The organism is Desulfocicer niacini (assembly GCF_054657595.1).
Map to the genome: position 1 here is coordinate 1 of NZ_BAAHYK010000015.1, position 26,971 is coordinate 26,971.

The following is a 26,971-nucleotide window of genomic DNA, read 5'->3' on the forward strand; positions in this document are numbered from 1 at the left end:
CTGCTGCCGGGGCGGCTTCTGCTGCCGGAGCAGCTTCTTCTACTGGAGCGGCTTCTACTGCCGGAGCAGCTTCTACTGCTGGGGCTGCTGCTTCTGCCGGAGTCACTTCTACTGCTGGCGCTGCAGGGACTTTTGCTGCTGCCACTGCAGGGGCTGCCACAGGCATGGTTTTATCTTTGTCATGGCAGGCATTGCAGCTTGCAGGTGCCGCCTTGGAATTGTTCTTTTTATTAAAATCCTTGTGGCAGTCAATGCAGTTCTGATGAAGGGCATCAGCGTGGTATTCAAGTTTTTCTGCATTGGTGAGTTTTTTATTGTCAACCTTGCCCGGTGCTTTACCAGGCTCTGCATGGCAGGCAATACAAGCCTCAACATCATCTCCCATTTTCAAATCAGACAGAGGCTGCCCGGCATCATCATGATGACACTCCCCACAGGCAATGCCATAATCTTCCATATGTTTCTTATGGGTAAAGATAACAATGGGTTTTTTATGCTTGGGATAGGAGGCATTTTCCATGGCCATGACATCGGCTGGAGCACCGGTTATTGCCGGTGCCGGGGCAACGGGAGCGACTTCTGCAGGAGCAGCCTCCGCCGGAGCGGCCTCTGCCGGAGCTGCTTCTTCCGGAGTCTCCGGGGCCGGAGTATCCACAACTGCCGGAGCAGCTTCATGGGCAACGGGTTCTGCTGTTACCGGTTCTTTGGTCTCCTTGACAACCGGCTCTACAGCCTGGGTCTGGGCCTCGGCTTCATGGGCTTTCACCGGCGCTTCATGAACAACTTCTTTTTCATGGGCCACCATCTTAGCCGGGGCTTCCATGGCAGGTTCAGTCAAGATTTTTTCCGTTTCAACCACTTCCGGTGCATCCCCGTGGGTTTTACCATGGGCTGAATCTTTTTTGTCCGACGCATCATGGTGTACGGCAGTGCGTTTCATGTGCTCTATCTTTGCTGTTTCCCATGGATCCTGGGTCTTATCCTTATGGGGAATGGAACAATAACTTAACAGTACAATCAACGCCAGCATAACGATGAAAAGTAGATTTTGTCCTTCAAATTTACCACGCATTCAGCCCCTCCTGTCTTTTTCAATAAACAATTTCAATTAATTAATTTGTTGGTTCAGAGCCATTTTAACTTGTCCGTCTCTGAAGAAACTTTGTTATATGACCTTTCACGCACCACCGTGCGTTACGTTCCAAAAACGTGATAGCAGATTTCTGTTAAATTAACAACTCAACTTTACCCTGTTACCTGGTCCAGTACCTGGCGTACCGTGCTGGACAAAACCCCTCTATCCAGAGGCTTTTCAATACATTTAACAATACCCATTTCCCGTAATTGTTCCCGGGTAATTTTCCGGGAAATGCCCGTGCAAAGTATAATGGGAATCAGGGGACGTATTTTCATCATCTGGCGGGCAAGATCTTCCCCGCTCATAAACGGCATGGTCATGTCGGTGATAACAAGATCAATTGCCATGGGATCCGTCTGGAACAATTTCAGGGCGTCATGGGGAAAGGTGGTTCCCATCACCTGATATCCCAAGGGGGTTAGCATGGCACGGGCAATATTTACAAGGGAGACTTCATCATCCACCACCAGAACGGTTTCTGTCCCCCTGGCAAGCGGTAATTTCTGGTCTTGGCTCTCAATGGGTTGCTCATCCGTTGCCGGGAAAAAAACACTCACAGTGGCGCCCTGCCCCGGAAGGCTGTCTACCTGCACAGCTCCCTCATGGTTTTTCACAATACCCTGCACCACAAAAAGGCCCATGCCCGTGCCTTTGCCAACATCTTTTGTGGTAAAATAAGGGTCAAATAATTTTTTACTTATGAGTGGGTCAATGCCATGACCGGTGTCGATGATCTGCAGCATCACATACTTCCCGGGTGGCATGGTACCAAACCCAACCACAGACATCTCTTCCATAACCACATTTTTCAAGGCAATGGTTAATGTTCCAATACCCATTGCCTCCATGGCATGGGCGGCATTGGTGCAAAGATTGATGACAATCTGTTGAATCTGGGTTGCATCTGCCTTTATGGGGAAAAGATCCCCTGGTATCTTTGTTACTATTTTAATGGATGACGGAAAGGAAGATCTAAGCAGATTTTCGGATTCATGGACAATTTTACGGATATCCACCGCCACTTTGGCCACATGGGTCTTGCGACTGAAGCTTAGCAGTTGACGCACCACCTCCCGGGCCCGTAGCCCGGCGGTCTGGATTTCCTGGAGATTCTTCCTGGCAGGGCTCCACCGGGGCACCTCATCCAGAGCAAGTTCCATGTTTCCCAGAATTATACTCAAAATATTATTAAAATCATGGGCCACCCCTCCTGCCAGGGTGCCGATGGCCTCCATCTTCCGGGCCTGGTGCAGTTCATCTGCCAGATAATGCCTTTCCGTAACATCAATAAGGGTAACAATGGCTCCATGGCTGAAGGGAGCAATATTAATATTCAGGTAACGTTCCTTATATTTAATTTCTGAAAATTCCCGGTGTTCATTGTTCCGGATGCAGCTGATCAATGCACCATACATGTCCACTTGATGCTTGGATGCATAATCTTTATATAGAACATCTCCAATGGCCGGAAGCGCACCATGGGTTTTTTTACCGGCAAAATTATGCATGATGATCCCGGCATTCTTATCCACGATAATGGTCTGGATGGGGTTAAGATCAAACACCTTACCAAACAGGGTTTCCGCAAGGCGCAATTTTTCCGTTTCCTGTTTCCAGAGGTACATTTCACTTTTAAGCCGATGATAGCGCCAGATAAAAAAAAGAAAAGAAAAAAGACCCATTCCACACAATAACAGGGTGGATGGCCACGCAAATATATGCCGGTTCAAAGACGTCCTGTATAAAAAAAACCAGAAAATAACAGAAAGCCACACGGAAACACAAACAAAAAAATATTTCTTATGCTCCGTGAAATTCATCTTATCTCATACGTTATATTTTTACAAATCAGATTGAACATTCTGTGTCCCCCATCAAAACGTCATGAATTCCCTTGAGCCCCCTCCCGGAATCTGCTACTACCATTCACGGCAACCACCTTGAACCTTTGACGCCCGGGCAGATCCGGCACACGGGTATGACTGCACACCATATACCAGGAAAAGAAGATATGCAACCAAACAAAACCCATATCAAACAGACCGCCACCTTCATCGAAAAACACTTTCAGACCGCACCCCGTGTGGGCTTTCTCACCGGAACGGGCCTTGGCGGCAGCACCAGGGATATTGCCGTTACAACCTGCCTTCCCTATGCCCAGATTCCCAATTTCCCGATATCCACAGTGGAAAGTCACACCGGCCAGCTGCTTTTTGGCTCCCTTTCCGGCTCTCCCATCATGGCCATGCAGGGAAGATTTCATTTGTATGAAGGATATTCCCCGGCTCAGGTGACCTTCCCGGTGAGGGTCATGCAGGAACTGGGGGTTGAATATCTGATTATCAGCAATGCAGCAGGGGGCATCAACCTTGATTTTTCACCCGGCGAAATCATGCTCATCACGGATCACATCAACCTTACCGGAAAAAACCCTTTAAGGGGCCCCAATAATGATAATTGGGGAATCCGGTTTCCGGACATGACAAAAGTATATGACACATCCCTTTCTGAACTTGCCCAAAAAACAGCCACCGCAGCAGGCATCCCATTAAGGCAGGGGGTATATGCAGGTCTCATGGGGCCCAGCCTGGAAACCCCGGCAGAAACCCGTTACCTGAAAATCATCGGTGCAGATGCCGTTGGTTTTTCCACGGTGATGGAGGCCATTGCCGGAGTTCATGCCGGCATGAAAATACTGGGCCTTGCCACCATCACCAACATCAACAACCCCAATGCACCGGAAAAAGCCACGGTGGAAGAAATTATTCATACGGCGGAAAAAGCCTCGGACAATCTGAGCACGATGCTTTCCGGTGTGGTTTCAAGACTTTGAAAGCCGTAACGGGGAGGGGTCAGGCTTACGTTATGGACATTTTCAATCACGTTTCAGGTTCGTCCCGGCTTTGGTCGATACCCCCACATCCCAAATCTAAACGCCTTCTCGTAAAATCGGCATAAAGCACTTGAACATCGCGTCACACAATTCACAGGAGAAAAAGACAATCTATGGGAAAACTACCTGAAAATATTATCCAGATGCTCAATGATAACGCAGGCGGATTCAATGAGGTACTGGGACTACAATTTACCGATGTTACCCTGGACCGCCTGGTGGCGGAACTTGAAGTTTCAAAAAAACATCACCAGATTTACGGCATCGTCCATGGCGGCGTATATGCCGCCATTTCCGAAAGCATGTGCAGTGTGGGGGCTGTCATCAATGTCATGGGAGAACAAAAAAACGCCGTGGGTCTGGAAAACACCACCACCTTTCTTCGGGCCGTGCGTTCTGGAATCCTGAAATGTATTGCTGTGCCCCTGGCCCGGGGCAGAAGAACCCATGTCTGGGAAACCCGCATCTACGACAACCAGGATCGTCTGGCTGCATCGGGCCGTGTACGTATGATGATTCTGGAACCCAAAGACATCCTTGCAGGCCAGGCAGTCCAATTTGATGCGGCATCCTGCAGCAGTCCCGGGGCAAAATGAAGCAGTCCCGTGCCAATATGATGTTGCAATGCTTCATCTGAAAACGGATCCCCCCCCTATAACCGTTGATTGTTATTAGCTGCTGATCATTTTTTTTATTCCTGGCCTGATTTTTGTAATAATTATAGGCAAACCCTGATTAAACGCGATGGGCTTGGTCACAACATGGGCCACCCGTCATGATCCATGCTCTGACCAAGCCCAACGCGATGATCAAGTCAAGGAGATATTTTTTTCATCCAAGGGAGGTACACAATGAAATCAACAACAAACATGAAATCCAAGCACGGCCCCATGGTCTTTGACATGACTTCCAACCAGTGTGTCTGGTCAAAAGCAGGCCTAATGGCCCCCTTCCCCTGCATGAATGCCTTTAATTGTACAGACTGCCCCCTGGACGCAAAAATGCAGGAGCGCCTCATGGATAAAACTCTGTCCAGGAAACAGCCATGGTCCCCACGAATTTCTTCCGGTGAAACAGATATGCAGATCCCCGTTGATTGCAAATGCAGACACATGCTGTCCGGCAGGGTATCGTATAAATACTGCGTGCACAATTACGATTGCGCCACCTGTACCTACCATCAGTTGATGGAAGAAGAAATCGCATGTCTTGACGCAGCCCCTGTGGACCAGGAGCATGCCGGCGGATTTTACCTTGCCAAGAAATACTACTACCATCGTGGCCACACATGGGCCCGCATTGAGTATGGGGGACGTGTTCGCATGGGCATGGATGATTTTTCCATGCGATTACTGGGAGCACTGGACACCCTTGATTTACCGTCTCTTGGCAGTACCGTTCACCAGGGGCAACCGGCCATGGGCCTTGGCAGGGGCCATTTAAAAGCCGAGGCATTGAGCCCCATGGAGGGCATTGTGCTTGCCGTAAATCCCCATGGGTTAAAACGGGCAGAAATGGCAGCCCGGGACCCCTATGGTCAGGGATGGCTGATGGTCATTGAACCCACAAGGCTCAAAATGAATTTAAAGAATCTGATTTTCGGACAGGAGAGTATGGCCTGGATGGAGGAAGAAAGCAGCCGCCTGGCAGCCCTTGTCTGTGATGATACTGATTACAAACTGGCGGCAACCGGCGGCCGTGCCATTAGCGATATTTATGGACATATGCCGGAACTGGGGTGGGACAGGCTGGTGAAGGCATTTCTTTTAACGGGATAATACTCGATAATTAAGTTTTTTTTATGAGCTTACTCACAAGGTCTGCCAGAGCCGTTAAGCCCCCTGCCTTTCATCGTCCCAGGGCAATCCTGCAATGATGGCAAAAGGCAAGGTCCAGGGTATCAAGCTTATCCAGTCCCACGGAAAAATTCATGATACACTTGGGGCTATGGCAATGGGACAGGCCCAGAAGATGGCCGGTTTCATGTATGGCAATTTTGGCCAGGCGTTGGTAAACATGTGATTTTCCGGGCATAACTCCGTTACGGGGAAGTTGCAGGCGGTATGTGGAAATAACTGCCGCCTGGCCCCCGATGTATGCCTCCCCAAAAACATGGGTCAAAAAGGGCAGACTGATATCTCCGGCCATAATTCCCATGCGCTTCATGGAGCCCTGAACACCGGCACCTAGGGTCTTAATGATATGGGCGGCATTGTACTGATTCCGGGTGGGAAACAGCGCAGATGCAGGCTCAGGCCATGGCAAAGACACATCCGTGGCAACATCAAAAACCGCCTGTATGTTGGCAGCAACCACCCGCACCGCCACTGCATCCACCTCTCCCAGAGGAATCACAACGATGTGCCCCGGCCCATGGGGAAGATATATATCAGGCAGCGGTGTGTCGATGATGATCAAGCCCCGTTTTTTTCTGCCATTGGGAAAGCCGTCCCTTCCCCTGCTGTGTTGTGATACATCCCCGGAACGATATCATTGATTTTTAAGTCCATATTTTTTAATTTTCCTGGAAAGGGTGCCCCGGTCGATGTGAAGCATGTCCGCGCACCGGGAAATGTTCCAATCACATGCACCAAGCATATGTCTGATATGACTTGCCTCCACTTCACTTAAAGCAGCGCCGGAATGGCTGGTCATGCCTGGGCCTGATGTCGGATGCTCTTCGGGTCTGATAAATGTTAAAAGCTCCTTTTTTATAAGTGGCGTTTTAGTCAGTACCACAGCCCTTTCCATGACATTTTTCAGTTCACGAACGTTCCCTGGCCAGTCATAGGCATTTAACAGAGCAAAGGCCTCCGGGGAAAGTCCCTCAACGGACTTTCCCATTTCCCTTGAAAATTTTCCCAGAAAATGAAGAGCAAGCAAGGAGATATCATCCACCCGGTCCCGCAACGGTGGAATATGAATATTAATCACATTTATCCTGAAATAAAAATCCTGGCGAAAATCACTGGTGGCAATCAGGGCGGGAATATCCCGATGGGTGGCGCAGATCAGTCGAAAGTCACTTTCAATCTCCCGGCTTCCCCCCAGTCTGAAAAAGGTGTTTTTTTCCAGCACCCTTAAAAGCGTCACCTGCATCCGGGGAGATATTTCCCCCACCTCATCCAGAAACAAGGTACCAGTGTGGGCAAGTTCAATGCGCCCTCTTCTCACCTGGGTGGCACCGGTGAAGGCCCCCCGTTCATGACCAAACAATTCACTTTCAAGCAAGGTCTGGCTGACCGCGCCACAGTTGATGGCCACAAACGGAGAAAAAAGTCTTTTACTGCGGGAATGGATGGCCCGGGCCACAAGTTCCTTGCCGGTGCCGGTTTCTCCGGTGATGAAAACCGGTGCATTGGTCTGGGCAATGTCTTCAATCTGCTGGAAAACCGTCCGCATGGCCTGGCTTTGCCCCAAAAGATCTTCCATCCAGATTTCATCCTGCTGACTCAAACGGGTACGCAGATGTTCATTTTCATCTTTCAGGGCCTTTTGGGCGGAAAGCTTTTCAATCAAGAGAATGAGCTGTTCCGGATCAAAGGGTTTTAGAAGGTAATCGCTGGCCCCCTGCTTCATGGCCTTGATGGCCGATTCTATGGAGCCATAGGCAGTAATCATCACCACCATGGTTCCGGGATGGGCCGTTTTAATTTCTTCAAGGAGCTCAAGCCCATCCATACCGGGCATGCGCATATCCACCAGCACCAGTTCACAGGAATGTTTTTCAAGGCAATCAAGGGCATCCCTGCCCGAACCCGCCGTTTTTATGCGGTAGCCTTCCCGCATCAGCCAGGCAGACAGCGATTCACGCATGGCCTCTTCATCATCAACAATTAAAATATTAAAGGCGTTCATGGTCCTCCTCCACCCCTAATTCTGTTTCAATGCCGGGTGCTGGCAAGATGATACGAAAAGTGGTTCCCTTATTCACCTCACTTTCCACGGCGATGTGCCCTTTGTGGGCAGTGATGATGCCATGCACCATGGCAAGCCCCAGCCCCACCCCGCTGACCTGGGTTTTGGTGGAAAAAAACGGCTCAAAAATTCTATCCATATTTTCCCGGGGAATGCCCACACCTGTATCGGTCACAGTTACCCATACCCCCGGTGGAATGTTGTTGATACCTGCCTTGATGCTAAGACTGCCACCCCGGGGCATGGCCTCCATGGCATTGAACACAAAATTAGTAAAGCATTGCTGGATCTGGGTATAATCCCCCATCACTTCAAGGGAGGTGGTCTCCACATCAAGGTGCAGATCAATATTTGACAGGGTCATTTTATGCTGGGTCAGGGCAATGATACGATGAAACATTTCCTTTAAGTCAATTGTTTTGGTTTCTATCTGCTGCTGCCGGGAAAAGGAAAGCAGATTATTCACAATTTTACCGCATCGCTGGGCTTCACGGATGGTTAAATGAAGATATCGTTTAAAATCATCAAGGTCATTGTCCGTGGGTTTTCCTTCCTCAAGAATCTTTAGAATCAGTTTGTTAAAATTTATAATAGAGCCGATGGGATTATTGATCTCATGAGCCACGGAGGCCACCATTTTACCAAGTGAAATAATCTTATCCTCGTGCACCAACCGCGCCAGGTCATTTTTAATGGCCCGGGTCCGGTGATCCAGCCGGTCGTTCATTTCTGCGGTGATATCCCTGACAACCTCCAGTACCTGGGCCACATCCCCCTTGTCATTAAAAATGGGGAAGGTGGTCACATCGCAATATCTTGCCTGCTCATGGAGGATATGTTCGTGAATGGCATGGGCAGATTGCCCTGTTTTCAAGGTTTCTTTCATGGGACAGGGGCAGTCGGGGCTGTCACATGGGGTGATGGCATTATGAGAAATCTGGAAGCAATAACGCCCCAGAACCTCGGATTTTCGTAATCCGATCTTTTTCAGTGCCGATTCATTGACCCACACCACTTTATATTGGATGTCAATGACCATGGCCCCCACCACCGTAACCTCTGCCAGGGCCTGGATAAAGGAATGATTCAGGCTCAAGGCTTCTCTTTGCTGGGCAATCTGTTGGGTGGAGCTAAACACGTCCTGCACAATTTCCTGGAACAGCCGGGAGGCTATGTGGTTTAAAACCGGAAGGTCCTCCGGGGTGGCGGCATTTAATTCATGGGAAAAATCCATATCTCCGGTGAGGTTCAAAATTAATTCAAGGCCTGGGATATCAAAAAGCTGCTGGTACCTGGTGGTGGTAAATATCCCCTTATCCCTTGCATACTGCCATCCCACAGCCCGGGGGTGGACATCAGCCACCCCTGCAATGTCAACCTTCAGGCGATTGAGTTTTTTTAATTCAAGGAGTTTGAGAAAGGAAAGGCAACGCCGCCCACCTCCCACAATGGCAATTTTAAATGTATGAAATGCAGTTGCATCCCGAAAAGGCATGACAATACCTCATTTTTTTCGGAGCTGATCACAATATCTGGCCACCCTGAAGCAGGATCAAGTTTGAGTAATTGACCCTTTTGTTTAAAATCTTCTGGGGCTGATAAAAGCACAATAACACAAGCCTGGCCTCGTTGTCCCATAAAAATTGGAGATAATAGCAGGTTCGACTTGACATGAAAGAACGCATGTGTTTATAGGTACTATTATATAAAACAGCGTTTCACTATACAAAACAAACAAGGACGTCATACAGCATGAATTTAAAACAAGACAAGGTCATGGACCTTAAAACGGCTGTGAGCACCTATGTAAAAGACAACTGTCACCTTTCCATAGGCGGATTTACCATCAACCGGAATCCCATGGCTGCCGTTTACGAAATCATCCGGCAAAAGGTTAAAAACATTCATCTTTACGCTCATTCCAACGGCCAGGGTGTAGATGAACTCATTGGGGGGGGCTGTGTATCACGCCTGGAAATCGCCTATGGGGGGAACGGTAAATTTGCCTCCACCTGCATCCGATTTCGCAAAGCCGTGGAAAAAAGGCAAATTCAGGTGGAGGACTACACCAATTATCAGATGACCCTGCGGTTTCTGGCCGGGTCCATGGGAGTTCCCTTTCTTCCCTGCCGGTCCTCCATGGGAACCGATATTATCAGCAAATGGGGGTTTTCACCGGAAATGCGACAAAATGCAGCTAAACTTCCCGATGAGAAAGTCGTCACCATGGACAATCCCTTTTCAGGGTGGATGGACACCGAAAAAGTGGTACTGGTGCCGGCCATCCAGACCGATGTCACTATTATACACGTTCAGAAAGCCGACCGACGGGGCAACTGCCGGATTCAGGGGTTGACCTTTGCCGATGCAGAACAGGCAAAGTCGGCGAAACACCTCATCGTCACCTGTGAAGAGCTCTGCGACAATGGTGAATTAAAAACCAATTCCGACCAGAACCAGATCCCCTTTATCCATGTAGATGCCGTTGTCCATGTGCCCCATGGAGCCTTTCCCACGGCATGCTATCATTACTATGATTATGCCCCCCAGTATCTTAAAGCCTATGGACAAAAGGCCAAGGACGACGTGACCCACAGAGCATATCTTGAAGAAATGGTCCATGGATGCGAAACCCACCAGGACCTCATTGCCAAGGCGGGCCCGGAACAAATGGCCGCCATTGCCGCTGATCCCATAACCGGTTATGCCAGAAATCTGGACCGTAAATGATGAAGGAATCCCCAATGGAATACACATTAAAAGAGATGATGGCCATCACCGCCGCAAGGGAAATTAAAAACGAGGATATCGTGTTCTGCGGGACGGGTATCTCCATGCTGGCGGCCATGGCAGCCAAAAATATCAACGCCCCGGAAAGCGTGATTTTTTTTGAAACCGGTGCCATTGATTCAAAACTTGAAGAAATCCCTCTGGCCGTGGGAGATCCCCGGGTGATGTACTATTCATCGGCCAACGGCGGACTTCTGGATGCCTTTGCCACCATGCAGAACCCCATCACCGGCAAGCATGTGCTGGGCATCCTCGGTGCTGCCCAGGTGGATAAGTTCGGCAACCTGAACTCCACGGTAATCGGAGATTACCACTCCCCGAAAACCCGTTTTTCCGGCAGCGGTGGCGGATGCGACATGGCTTCTTTTGTTCCCAGAAGCATCATTTTCATGCAGCATGAAAAACGAAAATTTGTAAATAAGCTTGATTATCTAACCAGCCCCGGGTATCTCGATGGTCCCGGGGCCCGGGAAAAAGCAGGATTTCCCCCGGGCGGCCCTGTAATGGTGATCACCAACATGGGGGTGATGAGATTCCATGACACCACCAAAGAGATGTATCTGTCGGCATATTATCCCGGTATTACCCCGGAAATGATTCAGGAACGAATGGAGTTCAGCGTGGACACTTCCCTGGCAGTGGAAGCCACTCCTCCCACCCCCGAAGAGTTGACCCTGTTAAGGGAAAAATGTGACCACCAGCGCCTGATTCTGTAAATCTTTCTGGGCGGGGTTCTAATATATGATTTTTATATAAAAAGCAGGTGCTGGGTGCTAACAGCAACTGCTTTTTTATTCTTCATTATGTCGGCGGGCCAACATAATGGTTTTATAGGAAAACACTGCCTCAAAGTAGCGACAACAGAGCCCCAAACGGGCGGCCGGTCCGGTACGACCTGCCGGGCGTTAAGAAGCGCAGGCTGTTTGAGGACAAACTTGCCCGCACTTCCTGCGCTTATAGACCGGCAGGGCAAAAGGGCTGCCGACGGTCCCGGGCCAGACCGCCGTTGGGGGAGGCATATTGCCATTTTCAATATTCGTTGTGTCGGTGGCTGTCTTATTCATCCATGACCAAGCGCAGAAGAAAAAGAACGGGCTGCCGCCATCAATGAATCAATGCACTTGTGCCGATGATCTGCCTGGGAAAATCGAATCTCTGGCAGGGCAAGGCTCAGGCTTGCAATTATTTTTCCCTGGTGATTCATCACCGGGGCACTCAAAGATCCCAGGCCCGGGGTTCTTTCCCCAAGACTCTCGGCGTAGCCTTGGGAGCGGATTCGGGAAATTTCAGATTCCATGGAAAAAACATCAACCAGGGTATTTTCCGTCAATCTGGTAAGTTGCGCCGATGCCAGATAAGTGTCAATAAACTCCTGGGAAGAAAAGGCCAGAAGACATTTGGCCGAGGCCCCGGCATGAAGGGGTGATCGGTGCCCCAGGGGCATGCCGGCCCGAAGCGGCATGGGAGATTCCATGGTATCAATGCAGATGCGGTGGCCGTCCTCAAGGATATTTAAATGAACAGTCTCCCTTGTTTCCGATGCCACCTGCTCCATGTATTCCCGGGCCCCCCGGGTGACTTGATTCACCTGTTGAAGGGGCTCAATAAACCTATAAAAAATATTCCCCAGATGGTACTGGCGTGTAACTGCATCCTGATTGACAAACCCATAGGTCTTGTACGTCTGCAGAATTCGCTGCACCGTTGCCGGGCTGAACCCCAGTTCCTGGCTCAACTCCCGCACCCCCCAGCTGGATTTATCTTCACGGAATGCCAGCAGGGTCAGTATAGCTTTCTCAATGGCATTATATTTTTTTTCATCATTTTGTTTCATATTGTCAAACACTGTTTTTTTAACCGAAAATCTCATACCAGAATGAAGATGTCAACTCAATGATGAGATTTTTTTGGCTTGATTGATAACCACACAAGCATGACTTCATTGTCCCATCATGGGACTTGCAATTCCAGACAGATATGCTTAGTCTGATCTGGGAAAAGGGAGGTCCCGGAGTCCTTCCTCTTTTAAAGTTAAAAAAGCAGGAGACTTGGGAATGAATTTCAAAACAGATCAGCTTTACTGGAATAATGGAAAGGAAGATCAGCAGGCCCTGGACTGGAAACAGTTCAGCAAAGCCCTTTTAAATGCTTCACCCAACGGCATTGCCGCCCTTGACATGTCCCTGAAAATCATGATTTCAAATCGAATTGCCCAGGGCGGCCTGGACCTGTTTCCGGGGGCCATGGTGGCCACCACCCTGCCAGAACTGTCCGAACCCGCAAACCGGGTATTAATCTCCGGAAAAACCGTAAAAGGACTTGATATCACCAAAAAAAATGTCCGATATTCGGTTCTTTTAAATCCCATACGCCACCAGGGCAGCCTCCTTGGAATTTTTTGTATTTTTGAAGATATGACGAAAATGGAGCAGGTCATCTCCCAGATGGAATCCTTTCAGAAACTCTCCATGGAACTTGACTCCATCATTGACTCCAGCAACGATGGCCTGTGGATTTGTGACGGAGACGGCATTATTTTAAAAATCAACCCGGCTTCGGAATATATGACCAATGTCAAATCAGAGGACATGGTGGGAAGGAACATGAGGGAACTGGTGAAGGAAGGGCTAATCAACCAATCCGTTACCCTTGAAGTACTTAAAACAAAAAAAAAGGTCAATATTCTTCAAAAGACCAGCCATGGAAAGGAACTTTTTTTAACGGGCAACCCTATTTTCGATGCCCAGGGCAAACTGTTCCGAGTGGTGGTCAATGAAAGGGATATCACCGAAATAAAAGCCCTTCAAAAAGAGCTGGATGAAAAAGAAGCTCTGAACAATCAGTATCGCCAGGATCTTTTGGAAATGCAGATTGAAGAAATGGAATCCCGCCAGATAATTGCCATAACTCCTGAATATGTAAACATCATTCAACAGGCTGTGAAACTTGGCACGGTGGATTCCACGGTGCTGCTCCTGGGAGAATCCGGAACCGGAAAAGGGCTACTGGCCGATCTCATTCACAAATATTCCCCCCGGAAAAACAACCCCATGATAAAACTGAATTGCGGGTCCATTCCGGAAGCTCTGATGGAAAGTGAGCTGTTCGGCTACGAAAAAGGAGCCTTCACCGGTGCCGGCAAAACGGGTAAAGCCGGTAAATTTGAAATGGCCCACAAAGGTATTATTTTCCTGGACGAAATCGCAGAACTGCCCCTTTCCTCCCAGGTCAAACTGCTACGGTTTCTGGAAGACGGGCTGATCAGCCGGGTGGGCGGCACCGCCAGTAAAACCGTTGATGTAAGAATCATTGCCGCCACCAATCGAAATCTAAAAGAAATGGTGGCCCAGGAACAGTTCAGAAGTGACCTCTTCTATCGCCTCAACGTCATTCCGCTGACCCTGCCGCCACTGCGCAATCGACGAAATTGCATTTTACCCCTGATCAACCATTTTACGGATCAATTTCGACGACGATACAATAAAAAAGAGGTTATGCTTTCCCGGAAAGCCCTGTCCGCCCTGCTGGAGTACAATTACCCGGGAAATGTAAGGGAGATGATCAACATCTGTGAACGAATGGTGGTAATGTCCCATGACGGGCATGTCCGCCTTGAAGATCTGCCCGCAAGTATTCGTGAAAGCCTTTTCCCCGCACCTTCGGAGGCGGAGGTGTGGTATCCGGGACAGACCCTTAAAGAAAGGGTGGATGCCATTGAAAAAGAAATTCTTGAAAAGGCCCTGTCTTTCCACGGGACCCAGGCCAAAATGGCTGAGTCCCTTGGATTAAACCAATCCACTGTGGCCCGGAAACTGAAAAAACATCTACTGATCTGATGGGAGACGTATTTTCATTTTTCCGGTTTTATCACAATATGATCTATTTATCATAGTTAACGGGACCATTTAAGTCAAAGGAACGCCCTTTGTATCCCATCCCCTGAGCTTATAATAATCCTGTACCAGATAATCCATGTCCGCTTCGGTTATGCCCTTGCCGGTTTCAAGTGTTTCTTTCAAAAAACGCCGGGGCAACCGATCATCTTTAAGGGTAAGCCCCTCTCTGATATTAAACCGTCTGGTGTCATCGGTGATACGGGCGGCCATGGCCTTGAGATCCTCCTTGGAAAGCACTTCCCCGGTGGTCATTTCAAAGACAGATGCCAGCTCCTCCCAGGTATAGAAATCCCTGTAAAACCGGCAAAAGATAATGGCGTCAAAAAGGGTGCACCGATCTTCAAAATCAAGGAACATTTCAGCCTTGTCTTCAATTTGATCGGGATCAATCATGCCCGCCAGCTCAGGCTTATAAAAGGTACTTCTCAAATGACATGCTCCCCGGGGACTGATGGCATAGGCAAGCCCCATGCCCTTTAACACTCTGGGATCATATCCTGCGGGTTCAAGTCCCTTAACATGGATAGCCACGTCTTCCATATCCAGTTCCGCAGCGGCAATTTTAATGCCGTCTGCAATGAGTCCGCCAAGACCTTCCCTGCGCGCAATCTTATGTAGAAGGTCCGCCACCACTTCGGCATCCCCATAGGGAAGATCTTCCTTGATCTTACCCCGCTGGGAGGCTTCAATGGCAAGGGCCGCAAGGTTACCGGCGCTCATGGTATCCATGCCCAGACGATCACAGATATCATTGAGCCACACAATATCCTCAATTCTGTCAATCATGCAAAGGCCCCCAAAGGCATAAATGGTTTCGTACTCCGGCCCTTCGATCTGAAGCCCCTTATGACGTCCTTCCTTGACAGTGACAAATTTACCGCAACCCATGAAACAGGTTTTGCAGGATCTGGGTTTGGGGTCCAGACGTTCTTTCATGCTCTGGGCATTGATCTTTTCCCAGTGCTCGCATTTTCCCATGGACCAATACTTGGTGGGAAAAGCGCCGGCATTGTTCAAGCCTGCCACCATCACAGGGGTTCCCTGGGTCCTATAAATGGTGGTGGCCGCATGGCCTTTAAGTTCCTGGAGCATGTTTTTTGAATATTGTTTGATTTTATCCGGATCATGGAATTCTCTACGGGTACTCCCATGGAACACCAGGGCCTTTACTTTTTTAGAGCCCAGAACCGCACCCATGCCGCACCGGCCCGCTGAACGCCAGTAATCGTTTTCCACCACGGCAAACCGCACCAGGTTTTCTCCGGCGGGTCCAATGACTAATGCACCGCAGTCCTTGACACCACATCGTTCCTTAACAATATCCTCGGTTTCGTAGCTTTCCTTTCCCCAGAGATCATCGGCTCTGTGAAATTTTACATCGGTGTCTGAAATCTCCAGCCACACGGGATGGGTAGAGGCACCTTTCAGAATAACAAAGTCATATCCCGTCCGGCTCATGGCAATGGCAACACTGCCTCCGGAATAGGATTCACCATAAAAACCGGTAAGAGGAGATTTGGTGTAAATCCCATACCTGCAACTGCCGTACAGCCTGCTATCCGTTGCAGGCCCAAGCCCCATGATAAAACTGTTATCAGGGGAAAGCGGGTCCACTCTGGGGGGGGTATGGTTCAGCAGCAGCCGGGTTCCAAGGCCCTTGCCACCCATATATTTTTTTAATACGTCCTCTTTAATGGGCTCTACAATAACTTCCTGAAGGGTCACATCTATGATGATGAGACGTTTGAAAAAACCTTTCATGGGAGGATTCCTTATCCGGTTAAGCCGGTCTTCTTAAATCATAAAGGAGCCTGATCCCACCAGCGGCCACAATGAGCGTGCTGTGGGATCAAGTCCAATGGGGTCAGCCGCCCAAAGGAGGCGCAAACAACCCGGGATATTTATTTACTTACAGACTTCTTCCAGACTCTCTTCAAGAATGGCAAGTCCCTTATCCAGCTGATCATCGGTGATGACAAAGGGCATCAGGGTTCTGATGACATTTCCGTAGTTACCGCAGGAAAGCACTACAAGCCCCTTGTCGTAGCAGATCTGGGTCAATTTTTTGGCCTGTTCCGTGGCCGGCGCTTTGGTCTCTCTGTCCTTAACAAGTTCCAGGGCCAGCATGGGTCCCTTGCCTCGGACTTCGCCGATGATTTCATGGGATTTCTGCATGGCGGTAAACCGATCCCAAAGGGTTTCACCAAGGGCTTTGGACCTTTCCATGAGTTTATCTTCAAAAAGAATTTCAAGAACGGCAAGGGCAGCCCTGCAGGAAATGGGGTTACCGCTGTAGGTACCGCCAAGACCACCAATGTGGGGCAGATCCATGATTTCCTTTCGACCGGTGACGGCACTCAATGGCATACCGCCGGCAAGGCTCTTGGCCTGGGTAACCAGATCCGGCTCAATGCCCCAGTGCTCAATGGCCAGAAACTTACCGGTACGACCGGCTCCTGCCTGGACCTCATCAATTATGAGCATAATACCGTATTTTTTGCACAGCTGGGACAGCTTCGGAAAATATTCCGGAGGGGGTGTCACAAACCCCCCTTCTCCCTGGATGGGCTCGGCAATGATGGCTGCCGTGGACTCGGGGTTCACATTGCTGATAAAGAAATCTTCAAGATAATCTGCACAATAGGTGTTGCATTTCGGGTGGGTTAACCCAAAGGGGCAGCGATAACAATAGGGATAGGGCATGCGATACACTTCCGGTGCAAAGGGACCAAACCCGTATTTATAAGGTTTCACCTTACTGGTCAGGGACATGGTGAGAAGCGTTCTGCCATGAAAGCCATTTTCAAAGCAGATAACGGCAGGCCTTTTAGTGGCATATCTTGCAATTTTGACTGCATTTTCAACGGCTTCTGCTCCACTGTTGGCAAACATGGTCATCTTTTCAAAATCGCCGGGAACCAGTTTATTGAGCTTGTCAGCCAATTCCACATAGGAATCATACATACCCACATGAAAACAGGTATGAATAAATTTTTCAGCCTGATCCTTGATGGCAGCCACAACTTTAGGATGGCAATGGCCCACATTATTGACACCAATCCCACCGGCGAAATCGATGAAATCACGTCCGTCAATATCGGTCATGACAGCACCAGAGGCGTGGCTTATAACAGCCGGAGTAATATTGGCAGGTCCCTGGGGAACGCTTGATTTACGCAGTGTCATGAAACGATCATGCTTCTCTGAACTCATATTATTTATCTCCCATTCTAATTGATGATACGATTGCGGTTATCGCTTTGATTTGGGTTTGGTATTGCTTTATGACTTAAACAGCAAAAAATATGCCATATTGCTGACATTCTAGAATCAATAACGCAAGCCTGCCCCACCCCGCTTGAACTCACCCCAAAGTAAGCCATGTTCTGGCCAAGGCCAGCATGTTTAAAGCTAAAAGCGTTATCACTAAAGCTGCACTTCCATGATTCACCACCTCTGCAGGGGTTTCCAAGGTGTATTTCTTTCCATGAATCCTTCAGCACCGAAAATTAAGGAAACGGGCAAAAGGTCGCTGTAGTGCAATCTGAATCTCCAATATACTGCCCGAATCAATGCCTCACAATGCATAAATGCATATTTATGCACATTTGCATTAAAATCCCATAAATAAATATCCTTTTTAAGATATAGTCAATGATTACAGCTACCTTATTCATAACATAAAATACATAAACCGCCAAAAAGAGTAAGGGTGAAAAATTTTATATGCATTATTGCATACAAATCACTGCAAAAAGCAATCACCTTCCAGACCAGCCATGTATTATTGAGGCCACTTTCAACAAACTTGACTCAAAATAAAAAACATCACCCCACCCAGATATCATAAGCCTGCTTCCCAATGTGGGGCTTGGTCACAGTATGGGCCACTTTGTGGTGGGTCCACCGACAGGTGGCCCATACTGTGCCCAAGCCCCCATTGTGAATATACCAATGAAAATTTGAGAAGAAAAAAACAGTCTATTTGCCGCCCCAATTTTATATGGTATAAACTTTGCATATTTAGGCATGCTATAGCATTGATCATTGCAGACTAACAGGGCACACCGGGGGGTCAGTTGATAATCCCTCAGATATTACCCCCATCCAGATACCCTGCAAAGGAGATGATCATTAACCAAAAGATTGTATAATGGAGACAAAACAGCATGTTAAAAAGAAGCAAATTTGATTTTTTGAAAAACATTCTTTTCATTATGGTGCTCACAATCATTATCACCGGCTTTGGCACAGGCTTTACAGACGATGCCCATGCCGCCAAGACACATAAATTCACCATGCAGAACATGTTCTCATTAAATCACCCCATCACCCTGGCAGTGACGGAAATGGCAAAAAACGTTAAAAAAAACAGTGATGGTCAGATTAATATTCAAATTCTTCCCTCCGGTGCGCTGGTAAAAGGCCCCAACATCTTTGAAACCGTTGGCAATGGTGCCATTGACATGGGCACCACCTGTTCGTGTTACCATGGTGGAATCCTACCTGTTGCAGCAACAGCCTTTGCCCTGCCCGGCGATCCCCGGGGTGTGGACCAGATTCTTGACTTTATCTATGATGAAGAAGTTCTAAAATTTTATCGGGACGCCTATGCCAAGGTAAATGTCTTCTATGGCGCCCCCCTTGTCATGGACGGCTACACCATTGTGTCCAAAAAACCCATCAACACCTGGGAAGACTTAAAAAAAATCAAGGTCAGGGCCTCGGGCTCCATCGCAAAGACTTTCCAGAAAATGGGAATCAACACCGTTTTCATCCCTTTTTCAGAAATTTATGTAGCCCTTTCCCGGGGCACCATTGATGCGGAAATCAGTGGAAGTCATACGGAAAGCTTTCTTGCCAAGACCTTTGAAGTGGCAAAATACCAAACGGTTCCCGATATCTCCGGTGCACAGAACTGTGAAGTTATCATCAACCAGGATCGATGGAACGAGCTGCCTGAGAACCTGCAGGTAACCTTTGAAAAAGAACTCAAAGCCTGTTCAACCCATGTAGCCGCACTATTTGCCGCAGAAAACAAGGTGGTTAAAGAAAAAATGGAGGCCCAGGGCGCAGAATATGTTCAACTTCCCCCGGATGTAGTTGAGAAATGGATCAGCACCGCCGTTGGCATGTGGGATGAAGAACTTGCCAAAGACGAACTGTCTGCTCAATACCTGAAGCTTGTTAAGAAAGACCTGAAGAAAAGAGGTTACGACCTGTAATGTCCATGGGTGGATCAGCAGGTCCGCCATGGCCTTGACATGACGATTTTTCCGGATATCGCTCGCGATATCCGAAAATACTCCAGCGTATATATCGTCTGATCTTTAACCTCTTACTCTAGCTATGTTCCATACGAATATCATAAAGAGCGTCTGGTTCTGGTACTCTCATTTTTGTCCAGGTTAGGATTCACTATGCAAACGTTAAAAAAGTTAATAAATATCATTGAAAAAATAAATCTCGCCGTGGGAAGGGCTTCCAGTTATCTGATTTTCGTATTCATGACCCTCATGGTGTACGAAGTCATCTCACGATATTTTTTTCAAAGCCCCACAATCTGGGTCCACGAAATCTGCGGCCAGATATTTGCCGCCTATGTTGCGCTGACAGGGGGATGGGTGTTGCTGAAAAAAGGCCATGTGGCCGTTGATATCATCTATCAGCACTTTCCCCGATCCGGGAAACTATTTGCCAACATTGTGGTTTCACTCATCGGATTTTTCATGTTCACCATCCTGTTCTGGCAGGGATACAAATTCGCCTGGCATGCCGTTACCACAAATCAGCACTCCCACACCATTTTTGGCCCTCCCATGTGGCCGGTTAAAATGATGATTCCTGCAGGGGCGTTGCTTTTCCTTCTTCAGATAGCGGCAGACCTGGCAAAAACCATTGTCAAGCACCAGGAAAGGAGCGTTCGATGAATCCCGGTATAATAGTTGCCCTCATGTTTCTTGCCGTTATTGTTCTTTTTATTCTCAGAACACCTGTGGCCTTTACCCTTGGTGTGGTGGGAATCGGCTTTCTTTTGATGCTCAACGGCCCCCGCTTCCTCTTGATGCTTCCCCCGGCCATCCTTGAAACCATGACCAGTATCATCCTTCTGGCCATCCCCCTGTTCATTTTCATAGGCTGTATGCTGGAAAAATCGGGCATTGCCGACGAAATCTTTGAAATGATATATAAATGGCTGGGGCCTGTGCCCGGCGGACTTGCCATCGGCACGGTTTTTATCTGTGTGATATTTGCTGCCATGGTGGGTGTTGTGGGGGCTGCAACGGTTACCATGGGACTTATTGCCCTTCCTGCGATGTTGAAAAGAAATTATAAATCCACCCTGGCCATTGGCTGTATTTCCGGTGGCGGTGCCCTGGGATTTCTGATTCCGCCCAGTGTCACCATGATTGTTTATGCATCCCTGTCCAACCTTTCCATTGGCAAAATGTTTCTGGCCGGTGTGATTCCGGGATTTCTTCTGGCAGGTCTTTTCATGAGCTATATTCTCATTAGAAGTCTTATCGATCCCACCCTGGCACCGCCCATTCCCGTGGAAGAGCGGGCCACCTGGCCGGAAAAATTTGCCTCTATTAAAAACCTGTCCATGCCCTTTGTATTAATCTTTTCCATCATGGGAACCATTTTTTCAGGTCTTGCCACCCCCACCGAAGCCGCTGCTGTGGGTGCCTTTGTTTCCATGGGTATTGTTCTTATCCGGGAAAGGTCCGGAAAGAAAACCCTGAAAGTGGTCACGGATGCTGCAGAAAAAACCGCCCTTTTAACCAGCATGGTATTGTGGATCATCATCGGATGTCTTGCCTTTTCGGCCGTGGTCAACACATTGGGTCTGCCGCTTATGTTAAAGGATTTCATCGACTCCCTGGGTATCAACAGATGGGTGGTGCTGATTGCCATGCAACTAAGCTTCTTCCTGCTGGGCATGGTCATGGACGATCTGCCCATCATCATGATCACCGTACCCATTTATGTGCCTCTGGTCACATTGTTGGGATTTGATCCCCTGTGGTTCGGAATTCTTTTTATTGTGAATATGCAGATGGCCTACCTGACCCCGCCCTTTGGATTTGTGCTCTTTTACATGAAGGGTGTGGTGCCTCCCCATATTACCATGGGAGATATTTACCGATCGGTGTGGCCTTTTATTGGCTTGCAAGCCCTCTGCCTGCTTATCATCATCTTCTTCCCCCAGGTGGTTTTGTGGCTGCCTTCGGTGGTGGGTATGTAAGCATGTTAATTATTTAAATAGACGTACTCTTTCACTCGATGTTCAAGTTTCAGTACAAAAAAACCGCTGTATCCCTACCCAGGTGATGCAGCGGTTTTTTTAGATTATCATTTCCACTCCCCCTCCAGGCAAACGAAATCATTACCTGGATCATCATATTTGCCTGATCACAACATAGGGCATGCCCCCGTTGCTCCATGACGGGTGACCCATGCTGTGATTAAATCCCATGAGATGCTGAACCTAAATGTGTTCAAGACTGCAGCCCACCTCCCAAACAACAGTAAATCCATTTCCCTCCCCCCCAAAAAAAATTCACCACAGACCTATCCTTATTAAAAACAGATGATTAACTATTTTATAAAAGTCTAATTTAAAAGAGTTCATGTTTTTATTCACCCTCCACAGACCATGGCAAATCCAAAAAAATTTATTTTTCACAGCCATCCCCCCCACAGCCCCAGGCTTGAATAAAAAACGAATCAACAATCCTTGAAAATTCGAGTCTTAATCGTTTCATAAAGAAAAACCCCAAGGAGAGCGCAAAGCATAACATATTAAAATAACTATATTAATAATACAAAAGTAGCCGCTGGCACATGCCTTGCTATATGAAGATAACATCTGATTAAAGACAGGAACGCCCCAGGGTTTTGGACGCTCCTTTTAAAAGACAAACAATATAGGAAAGGAAAGTGCCGATGCCTCCATTTTACGAGATGTACACCAATGAAGAAATTATCAAAATTTACGATGCCGCCCTTGAAGTACTTGAAAAGGGAGGCATGGAAATAACCCATCCCCGCGCACTTGAAATGCTGTCAGGTGCAGGAGCAAGGGTGGACGCTTCCCAAAAAAGGGTCTTCTTCCCCCGTGATATGGTTGAAAAATGCCTTGCCATGGCTCCGGAAAAATTCACCTGCAGCGGTCGGACGAAAGAATTTGACTACCAGGCAGGACTCAACGTGGATGCCCGGATTCGAACGGCATCCGGAGCCATTGATCGCTTTGATTTATACAGAGACACCACGGCCAGACTCACCTGCGCCGACATTGCCGAGCAGGCCCAGATTTCAGATGCCCTTACCAATGTGGGGTGTGTGGGATCATTAACCCCTTCCGATGCCCCCAATGCCACCTATGACATTTATTCTCTCAGAGCCATCATTGAAAACACCCGGAAAAACGTCTGGGTACTGACATCCAGTTCAAAAAATCTTGCCTATCAGCTGAAAATGCTGGAAGCAATATTTGGGGATAAGAAGACCATGCAGGGGGGGCGAAACCAGGGTTCTGGAATCTTTTGTGTCATTTCACCTCTGACCATCCCCGATGATGAAATAGAACGTGCCTTTCTCTATGCCGACTACGGCCTTCCGGTGAAAGTGCCCATCACAACCCTCATGGGAGGAAATGCCCCCTACACCATGGCAGGTATTCTAGCCCAGGCAACGGCGGAATTCATGGGGTGCACCACCATTTTGCAAACCATCAAACCCGGCATGCCGGTGTGGTACTATGCCCTGTTTCAGTCCCTTGACATGTCAACGGGAGGCGTGCAGTACACTTCGGCGGAACTCCAGGCACTGTTTGCCGCCGTGGCACAGGTGTCCCGACACTGCAAAATCCCCCCCACAACCACCTGCACCACAAGCTCCAGTTGCCAGGCCCAGCAGACCATTTTCAATCTGACCCAGGGAACGCTGTTTAACACCATGCTCGGGGTGGGAGAACAGGGCGGCTCCGGCCTGGACGGCAACAATGCCTATTCTCCCCATTCCCTGATACTGCAAAATGAAATCATGGATTACGCCAAACGAATTTTACGGGGATGCGACATCAATGATGCCACCCTTGGGGTGGATGCCATCTGCCAGGTGGCCATGGGTAAAAAGGAGTATGTCTCTGCCCCTCACACCTTAAAACATCTTCGAACAGAAGAGCGGTTCCGTTCAAAACTGTTTAATTACATCGGTTCCAAGCAGTGGTTTGATAACCCCACCACCCTGATGCAGAGAACCGACGCGTATCTGGAAAAACTTAAAACCACCCATGAAGTCCCCCCCTTGGAAGCACACGTACTCAAGGAGATTGACGACATTGTCAAGGCCGCGGACAAAGCGCTCATCTCATAATAAAAACGCCACGGGCGGGCCGTATTCTGACCCATAATAACCAAGACAGATCAATAAACATTAACCAAGGAGGTAGCTTTGAGACGAAACAGTCATGCAGGCAAGGCCTTAAACGGCGGGTTCGGTGCGCCCCTTTTCACCGATGATGAGCTGGAGGAGATACATCTGGCCACCCTGGAGGTGCTGGAAAACACCGGCGTATTTGTGGAAGACCCTGAGGCTTTTGAAATTTTCAAAGAGGCCGGGGCAACGGTTGATCCCGATAAAAAGATTGTAAAACTTCCACCCTATTTGGTTGAAGAGGCCATTCAATCCGCTCCATCCAAACTTTTTCTGGCGGGTCGAGACCCCAAAAATGATGTTATTCTGGAGAGTAACCGGGTGGGATTTACCACCTTTGGTGAGGGGGTAAAGGTTCGTGATCCCTACACAGGGGATCTTCGTCCTCCCACCAAGCAGGATGTGGCCAATGCCGCAAAACTTGCCGATGCCATGGATGAAGTGGATGTTTATGAACGGGCCGTGGGTGCCCATGAAGTGCCCCAGGTAGTAGGGCAGCTTCACAATGCAGAAGCCAGCTTTAACAATACCAGCAAGCATGTGTTCATGGGCCCCTTTGACGGGTATCAGCTGAACAAAATTGTGGAAATGGCCACGGCCATTGCCGGCAGCAAAGAAAAACTGCTGGAGCGACCGTTGATCACCTTTATCACCTGTCCGGTGAGTCCCCTGAAACTGGTTCAGGATACCTGTGAAGTGATCATGGGCGCAGCCCGTTCCGGCATGGCCGTTAATATTCTCTCCATGGCCATGTCCGGTGGCTCTTCCCCGGTGACCCTGGCCGGAACCCTGGTGAACCACAATGCCGAGGTTTTGTCCGGCATCGTATTGAGTCAGCTTACCCGTAAAGGTGCCAAGGTTATTTACGGCAGTTCCACCACGGCCATGGACTTAAGACTTGCAACGGCATCGGTGGGCTCCCCCGAATGTGCCATGATAAGCGGGGCCGTGGCAAGACTTGCCCGGTACTATGCGCTTCCAAGTTTTGTCGCCGGTGGTTAGGCTGACAGTAAAATTTCCGATATCCAGACAGGCCATGAAAAAACCCTTACAGCCTTGTTACCGGCGTTGGCAGGTGCCAACCTCATCTACGGCTTGGGTATGGTTGAGTCGGGTATGACCTTTGATTTTGGTCAGCTTGTTATAGACAACGATTTTGCGAAAATGATTCGATATGTGGTGGGCGGAATTCCCGTAAACGATGAAACCCTTGCCGTGGATGTCACCCGGGAAGTGGGACAGTTCAAGGATTTTTTAAGCCATCCTGCCACCTTTAAGAACATGCGTATCCAGTCCCAGCCAAAGCTCATCAATCGACAGGGTATCGATAGATGGCAGGCTGCCGGATCCAAAAGTTTATACGAGGTGGCCACTGAAAAAGCCCGTCATATCCTGGAAAATCATCAACCCACACCATTGTCAGAAGCAGTGCAGCAACAGATCCGGGACATTGTCCTGGCCGCTGAAAAAGAAAAAGGGGTTTAAGGAGAAAAAATGACAAAGATACTCACCCGTTATGGAGACGGCTCTGCCGTTGAACTTACGGAAGCCGAATTGATGGAAGACCTCATCGCAGGGACAGAAGATGCGGCGGATAGAGGTAATATCCCCGTTATGACCCAGGATGATCTGAACCATCTGGCGGATATTTTTAAATGCACCCACAGGGTGGTGGGAGTGGATCCCGGATACGAATGTGTTCTCAGTTACGATGGTGCACCCATAAAAATGCTTCGCACCACGGTGACGGCAGACCGTCTCCAGGCCCTCATGATCTACGAAAAACTAATGGGAGCAGACACCCTGGAGATGGGATTTGTGGATTACAGTTACAAGCCCATCAAACCCATCCTCACCTTTGAAGAACCCTTGATGGAACAGGCTCTTCTCATGACAACGGCCCCCATCATGTACGGTGCCCAGCCCAATCTCGGTCGCTACAGTCAACCCGATGGTCCCTTTCCCAACCCCGCGGAACTCATGCCCATGGGCAAGATCAAAGAGGCCCAGGAATCCTATGAACTGGCCGTGGAAGAAGCAATTAAGGACATGGTGGATGTGGCAAGCAGCATGTACGAGTCCGGTGTAGACTGTATTTTGCTTGACACCGTTGGAGCTGCCGGTGATGCCGATGCCCTTGCAGGACTCATGACGGCAGAAATCCTGCGCAAAAAATATCCTGACATCGGTATCGAGATGGGCATGGCAGGTGAATTTGTGTTGGGAATGCACGGTTCCCTGGAGTATGACGGCGTACGCCTGGCAGGCCTTTACAATCACCAGATGCTGGAACTGGCCCAGAAGGCAGGGGTCAATATTTTTGGAACCGTTATGAACACCAGCACCACGGAAAGCACTCCCTGGAACATTGCCCGGGCCGTCACTTTTACCAAGGCATGCAGTGACATTGCAACCATTCCCATCCACGCCAACATCGGTATGGGCGTTGGCGGTGTCACCGTCCATGACCATACCCCCATTGATGTAACCTCCCGGGCCTCCAAAGCTCTTGTGGAGCTTTGCAACCTTGACGGGCTGTAGGTTGGCGTCGGCGATCCCCTTGGAATGGCAGTAACCCACGCACTTGCCTCTGGAATGGGCGGAATGCGAGCGGCCGGAGATCTGGTTGCGCGTATGCAAATCCAGGGAATGAGACTTGTGGAAGCCAAAGCATATGTTGCACAAAAACTGGGTGTAGCAGTAAGGGATCTCACCGATCCCATCATCATGACGGAAGTCCGCACTGATTTAAAGCTTGGAACCCTCCATGCCGGCGCAAGGAGCGCCAAGGGTATAGAGGCCAAGCATAACATTGCAGATATTCTGGGAATAGATATTAACTGCGTTCGCAATTTCAGAAAAAACACCAGTAGATGATATTCAAAAAAAGTG

General features: G+C 48.8%; 18 protein-coding genes and 2 pseudogenes. 12 read left to right on the forward strand and 8 right to left on the reverse strand.

Going from position 1 to position 26,971, the window contains the following annotated elements; genetic code table 11:
• The coding region (locus tag ACYQ2M_RS09655) for a cytochrome c3 family protein (protein WP_459916128.1) at positions 1–1,072 on the reverse strand (1,072 nt) is incomplete at its 3' end.
• A gap of 173 nt (positions 1,073–1,245) precedes the next feature.
• Positions 1,246–2,733, reverse strand: a complete 1,488-nt coding sequence (locus tag ACYQ2M_RS09660; RefSeq protein WP_459916129.1) for an ATP-binding protein — start codon at positions 2,731–2,733, stop codon at positions 1,246–1,248.
• Positions 2,734–3,149: 416 nt separating this feature from the next.
• Between ACYQ2M_RS09660 and ACYQ2M_RS09665 the strand changes: the two genes are divergently transcribed.
• The 3 genes from ACYQ2M_RS09665 to ACYQ2M_RS09675 all read left to right on the forward strand — a co-directional run bounded on the left by ACYQ2M_RS09665 (position 3,150) and on the right by ACYQ2M_RS09675 (position 5,809).
• The gene (locus ACYQ2M_RS09665; RefSeq protein ID WP_459916130.1) at positions 3,150–3,971 is read left to right on the forward strand and encodes a purine-nucleoside phosphorylase; all 822 of its coding nucleotides are present in this window, start codon (positions 3,150–3,152) and stop codon (positions 3,969–3,971) included.
• 173 nt (positions 3,972–4,144) lie between these two features.
• Positions 4,145–4,627 carry a PaaI family thioesterase gene (locus ACYQ2M_RS09670; protein WP_459916131.1) on the forward strand — a complete coding sequence of 161 codons (483 nt, stop codon included), beginning with the start codon at positions 4,145–4,147 and terminating at the stop codon, positions 4,625–4,627.
• Positions 4,628–4,882: 255 nt separating this feature from the next.
• Entirely contained in the window at positions 4,883–5,809 is a 927-nt protein-coding gene (locus ACYQ2M_RS09675; RefSeq protein WP_459916132.1) for a glycine cleavage system protein H, read from the forward strand.
• Between the two features lie 70 nt (positions 5,810–5,879).
• On the opposite strand, the gene ACYQ2M_RS09680 is transcribed toward ACYQ2M_RS09675, so the two are convergent.
• From ACYQ2M_RS09680 to ACYQ2M_RS09690, 3 genes are all read right to left on the reverse strand, one after another.
• A complete protein-coding gene (locus tag ACYQ2M_RS09680) occupies positions 5,880–6,449 on the reverse strand; it encodes a matrixin family metalloprotease (protein WP_459916133.1) in 570 nt (189 codons plus the stop codon).
• A 72-nt stretch (positions 6,450–6,521) separates the two neighbouring features.
• Positions 6,522–7,889: a sigma-54-dependent transcriptional regulator gene (locus ACYQ2M_RS09685; protein ID WP_459916134.1), complete on the reverse strand. Its 1,368-nt coding sequence runs from the start codon at positions 7,887–7,889 to the stop codon at positions 6,522–6,524.
• Positions 7,876–9,444, reverse strand: coding sequence for a sensor histidine kinase (locus ACYQ2M_RS09690; protein ID WP_459916135.1), 1,569 nt, complete (start codon positions 9,442–9,444; stop codon positions 7,876–7,878). Before ACYQ2M_RS09690 ends, ACYQ2M_RS09685 begins: the two co-directional genes overlap by 14 nt.
• Positions 9,445–9,701: 257 nt before the next feature.
• Here ACYQ2M_RS09690 and ACYQ2M_RS09695 point away from each other — a divergent pair, with 257 nt between their 5' ends.
• Positions 9,702–10,679, forward strand: coding sequence for a CoA transferase subunit A (locus ACYQ2M_RS09695; RefSeq protein WP_459916136.1), 978 nt, complete (start codon positions 9,702–9,704; stop codon positions 10,677–10,679).
• Between the two features lie 14 nt (positions 10,680–10,693).
• Complete coding sequence (locus tag ACYQ2M_RS09700; RefSeq protein ID WP_459916137.1) at positions 10,694–11,455, forward strand: CoA-transferase subunit beta; 762 nt, start codon at positions 10,694–10,696, stop codon at positions 11,453–11,455.
• A 344-nt stretch (positions 11,456–11,799) separates the two neighbouring features.
• On the opposite strand, the gene ACYQ2M_RS09705 is transcribed toward ACYQ2M_RS09700, so the two are convergent.
• Positions 11,800–12,573 carry an IclR family transcriptional regulator gene (locus tag ACYQ2M_RS09705; RefSeq protein WP_459916138.1) on the reverse strand — a complete coding sequence of 258 codons (774 nt, stop codon included), beginning with the start codon at positions 12,571–12,573 and terminating at the stop codon, positions 11,800–11,802.
• A 220-nt stretch (positions 12,574–12,793) separates the two neighbouring features.
• Between ACYQ2M_RS09705 and ACYQ2M_RS09710 the strand changes: the two genes are divergently transcribed.
• Positions 12,794–14,575 carry a sigma-54 interaction domain-containing protein gene (locus tag ACYQ2M_RS09710; protein ID WP_459916139.1) on the forward strand — a complete coding sequence of 594 codons (1,782 nt, stop codon included), beginning with the start codon at positions 12,794–12,796 and terminating at the stop codon, positions 14,573–14,575.
• A 69-nt stretch (positions 14,576–14,644) separates the two neighbouring features.
• Here the strand turns inward: ACYQ2M_RS09710 and ACYQ2M_RS09715 are convergent, their stop codons facing one another.
• On the reverse strand, positions 14,645–16,396 hold the full coding sequence (locus ACYQ2M_RS09715; protein WP_459916140.1) for an aldehyde ferredoxin oxidoreductase family protein: 1,752 nt from the start codon (positions 16,394–16,396) through the stop codon (positions 14,645–14,647).
• Between the two features lie 144 nt (positions 16,397–16,540).
• Positions 16,541–17,848 (reverse strand): 4-aminobutyrate--2-oxoglutarate transaminase, encoded by a 1,308-nt coding sequence (gene gabT / locus ACYQ2M_RS09720; protein WP_459916141.1) that lies wholly within the window; start codon positions 17,846–17,848, stop codon positions 16,541–16,543.
• Positions 17,849–18,804: 956 nt separating this feature from the next.
• Here gabT and ACYQ2M_RS09725 point away from each other — a divergent pair.
• From ACYQ2M_RS09725 to mtbB, 6 genes and pseudogenes are all read left to right on the forward strand, one after another.
• Positions 18,805–19,860 carry a TRAP transporter substrate-binding protein gene (locus ACYQ2M_RS09725; protein WP_459916142.1) on the forward strand — a complete coding sequence of 352 codons (1,056 nt, stop codon included), beginning with the start codon at positions 18,805–18,807 and terminating at the stop codon, positions 19,858–19,860.
• 195 nt (positions 19,861–20,055) lie between these two features.
• On the forward strand, positions 20,056–20,565 hold the full coding sequence (locus tag ACYQ2M_RS09730; protein WP_459916143.1) for a TRAP transporter small permease subunit: 510 nt from the start codon (positions 20,056–20,058) through the stop codon (positions 20,563–20,565).
• Positions 20,562–21,884: a TRAP transporter large permease gene (locus ACYQ2M_RS09735; protein ID WP_459916144.1), complete on the forward strand. Its 1,323-nt coding sequence runs from the start codon at positions 20,562–20,564 to the stop codon at positions 21,882–21,884. Before ACYQ2M_RS09730 ends, ACYQ2M_RS09735 begins: the two co-directional genes overlap by 4 nt.
• A gap of 701 nt (positions 21,885–22,585) precedes the next feature.
• Positions 22,586–24,019: a trimethylamine methyltransferase family protein gene (locus tag ACYQ2M_RS09740; protein WP_459916145.1), complete on the forward strand. Its 1,434-nt coding sequence runs from the start codon at positions 22,586–22,588 to the stop codon at positions 24,017–24,019.
• A 180-nt stretch (positions 24,020–24,199) separates the two neighbouring features.
• Positions 24,200–25,564: pseudogene (gene mttB, locus ACYQ2M_RS09745) on the forward strand ([trimethylamine--corrinoid protein] Co-methyltransferase).
• Positions 25,565–25,573: 9 nt separating this feature from the next.
• A pseudogene (gene mtbB, locus ACYQ2M_RS09750) lies at positions 25,574–26,956 on the forward strand ([dimethylamine--corrinoid protein] Co-methyltransferase).
• Positions 26,957–26,971: the final 15 nt, after the last annotated feature.

Coding starts and splice junctions, on each gene's coding strand:
- gabT (WP_459916141.1), bottom strand. CDS start 17,848: ATGAGTTCAGAGAAGCATGATCGTTTCATGACACTGCGTAAATCAAGC.
- ACYQ2M_RS09675 (WP_459916132.1), top strand. CDS start 4,883: ATGAAATCAACAACAAACATGAAATCCAAGCACGGCCCCATGGTCTTT.
- ACYQ2M_RS09685 (WP_459916134.1), bottom strand. CDS start 7,889: ATGAACGCCTTTAATATTTTAATTGTTGATGATGAAGAGGCCATGCGT.
- ACYQ2M_RS09710 (WP_459916139.1), top strand. CDS start 12,794: ATGAATTTCAAAACAGATCAGCTTTACTGGAATAATGGAAAGGAAGAT.
- ACYQ2M_RS09740 (WP_459916145.1), top strand. CDS start 22,586: ATGCCTCCATTTTACGAGATGTACACCAATGAAGAAATTATCAAAATT.
- ACYQ2M_RS09735 (WP_459916144.1), top strand. CDS start 20,562: ATGAATCCCGGTATAATAGTTGCCCTCATGTTTCTTGCCGTTATTGTT.
- ACYQ2M_RS09670 (WP_459916131.1), top strand. CDS start 4,145: ATGGGAAAACTACCTGAAAATATTATCCAGATGCTCAATGATAACGCA.
- ACYQ2M_RS09715 (WP_459916140.1), bottom strand. CDS start 16,396: ATGAAAGGTTTTTTCAAACGTCTCATCATCATAGATGTGACCCTTCAG.
- ACYQ2M_RS09695 (WP_459916136.1), top strand. CDS start 9,702: ATGAATTTAAAACAAGACAAGGTCATGGACCTTAAAACGGCTGTGAGC.
- ACYQ2M_RS09725 (WP_459916142.1), top strand. CDS start 18,805: ATGTTAAAAAGAAGCAAATTTGATTTTTTGAAAAACATTCTTTTCATT.
- ACYQ2M_RS09705 (WP_459916138.1), bottom strand. CDS start 12,573: ATGAAACAAAATGATGAAAAAAAATATAATGCCATTGAGAAAGCTATA.
- ACYQ2M_RS09690 (WP_459916135.1), bottom strand. CDS start 9,444: ATGCCTTTTCGGGATGCAACTGCATTTCATACATTTAAAATTGCCATT.
- ACYQ2M_RS09665 (WP_459916130.1), top strand. CDS start 3,150: ATGCAACCAAACAAAACCCATATCAAACAGACCGCCACCTTCATCGAA.
- ACYQ2M_RS09700 (WP_459916137.1), top strand. CDS start 10,694: ATGGAATACACATTAAAAGAGATGATGGCCATCACCGCCGCAAGGGAA.
- ACYQ2M_RS09730 (WP_459916143.1), top strand. CDS start 20,056: ATGCAAACGTTAAAAAAGTTAATAAATATCATTGAAAAAATAAATCTC.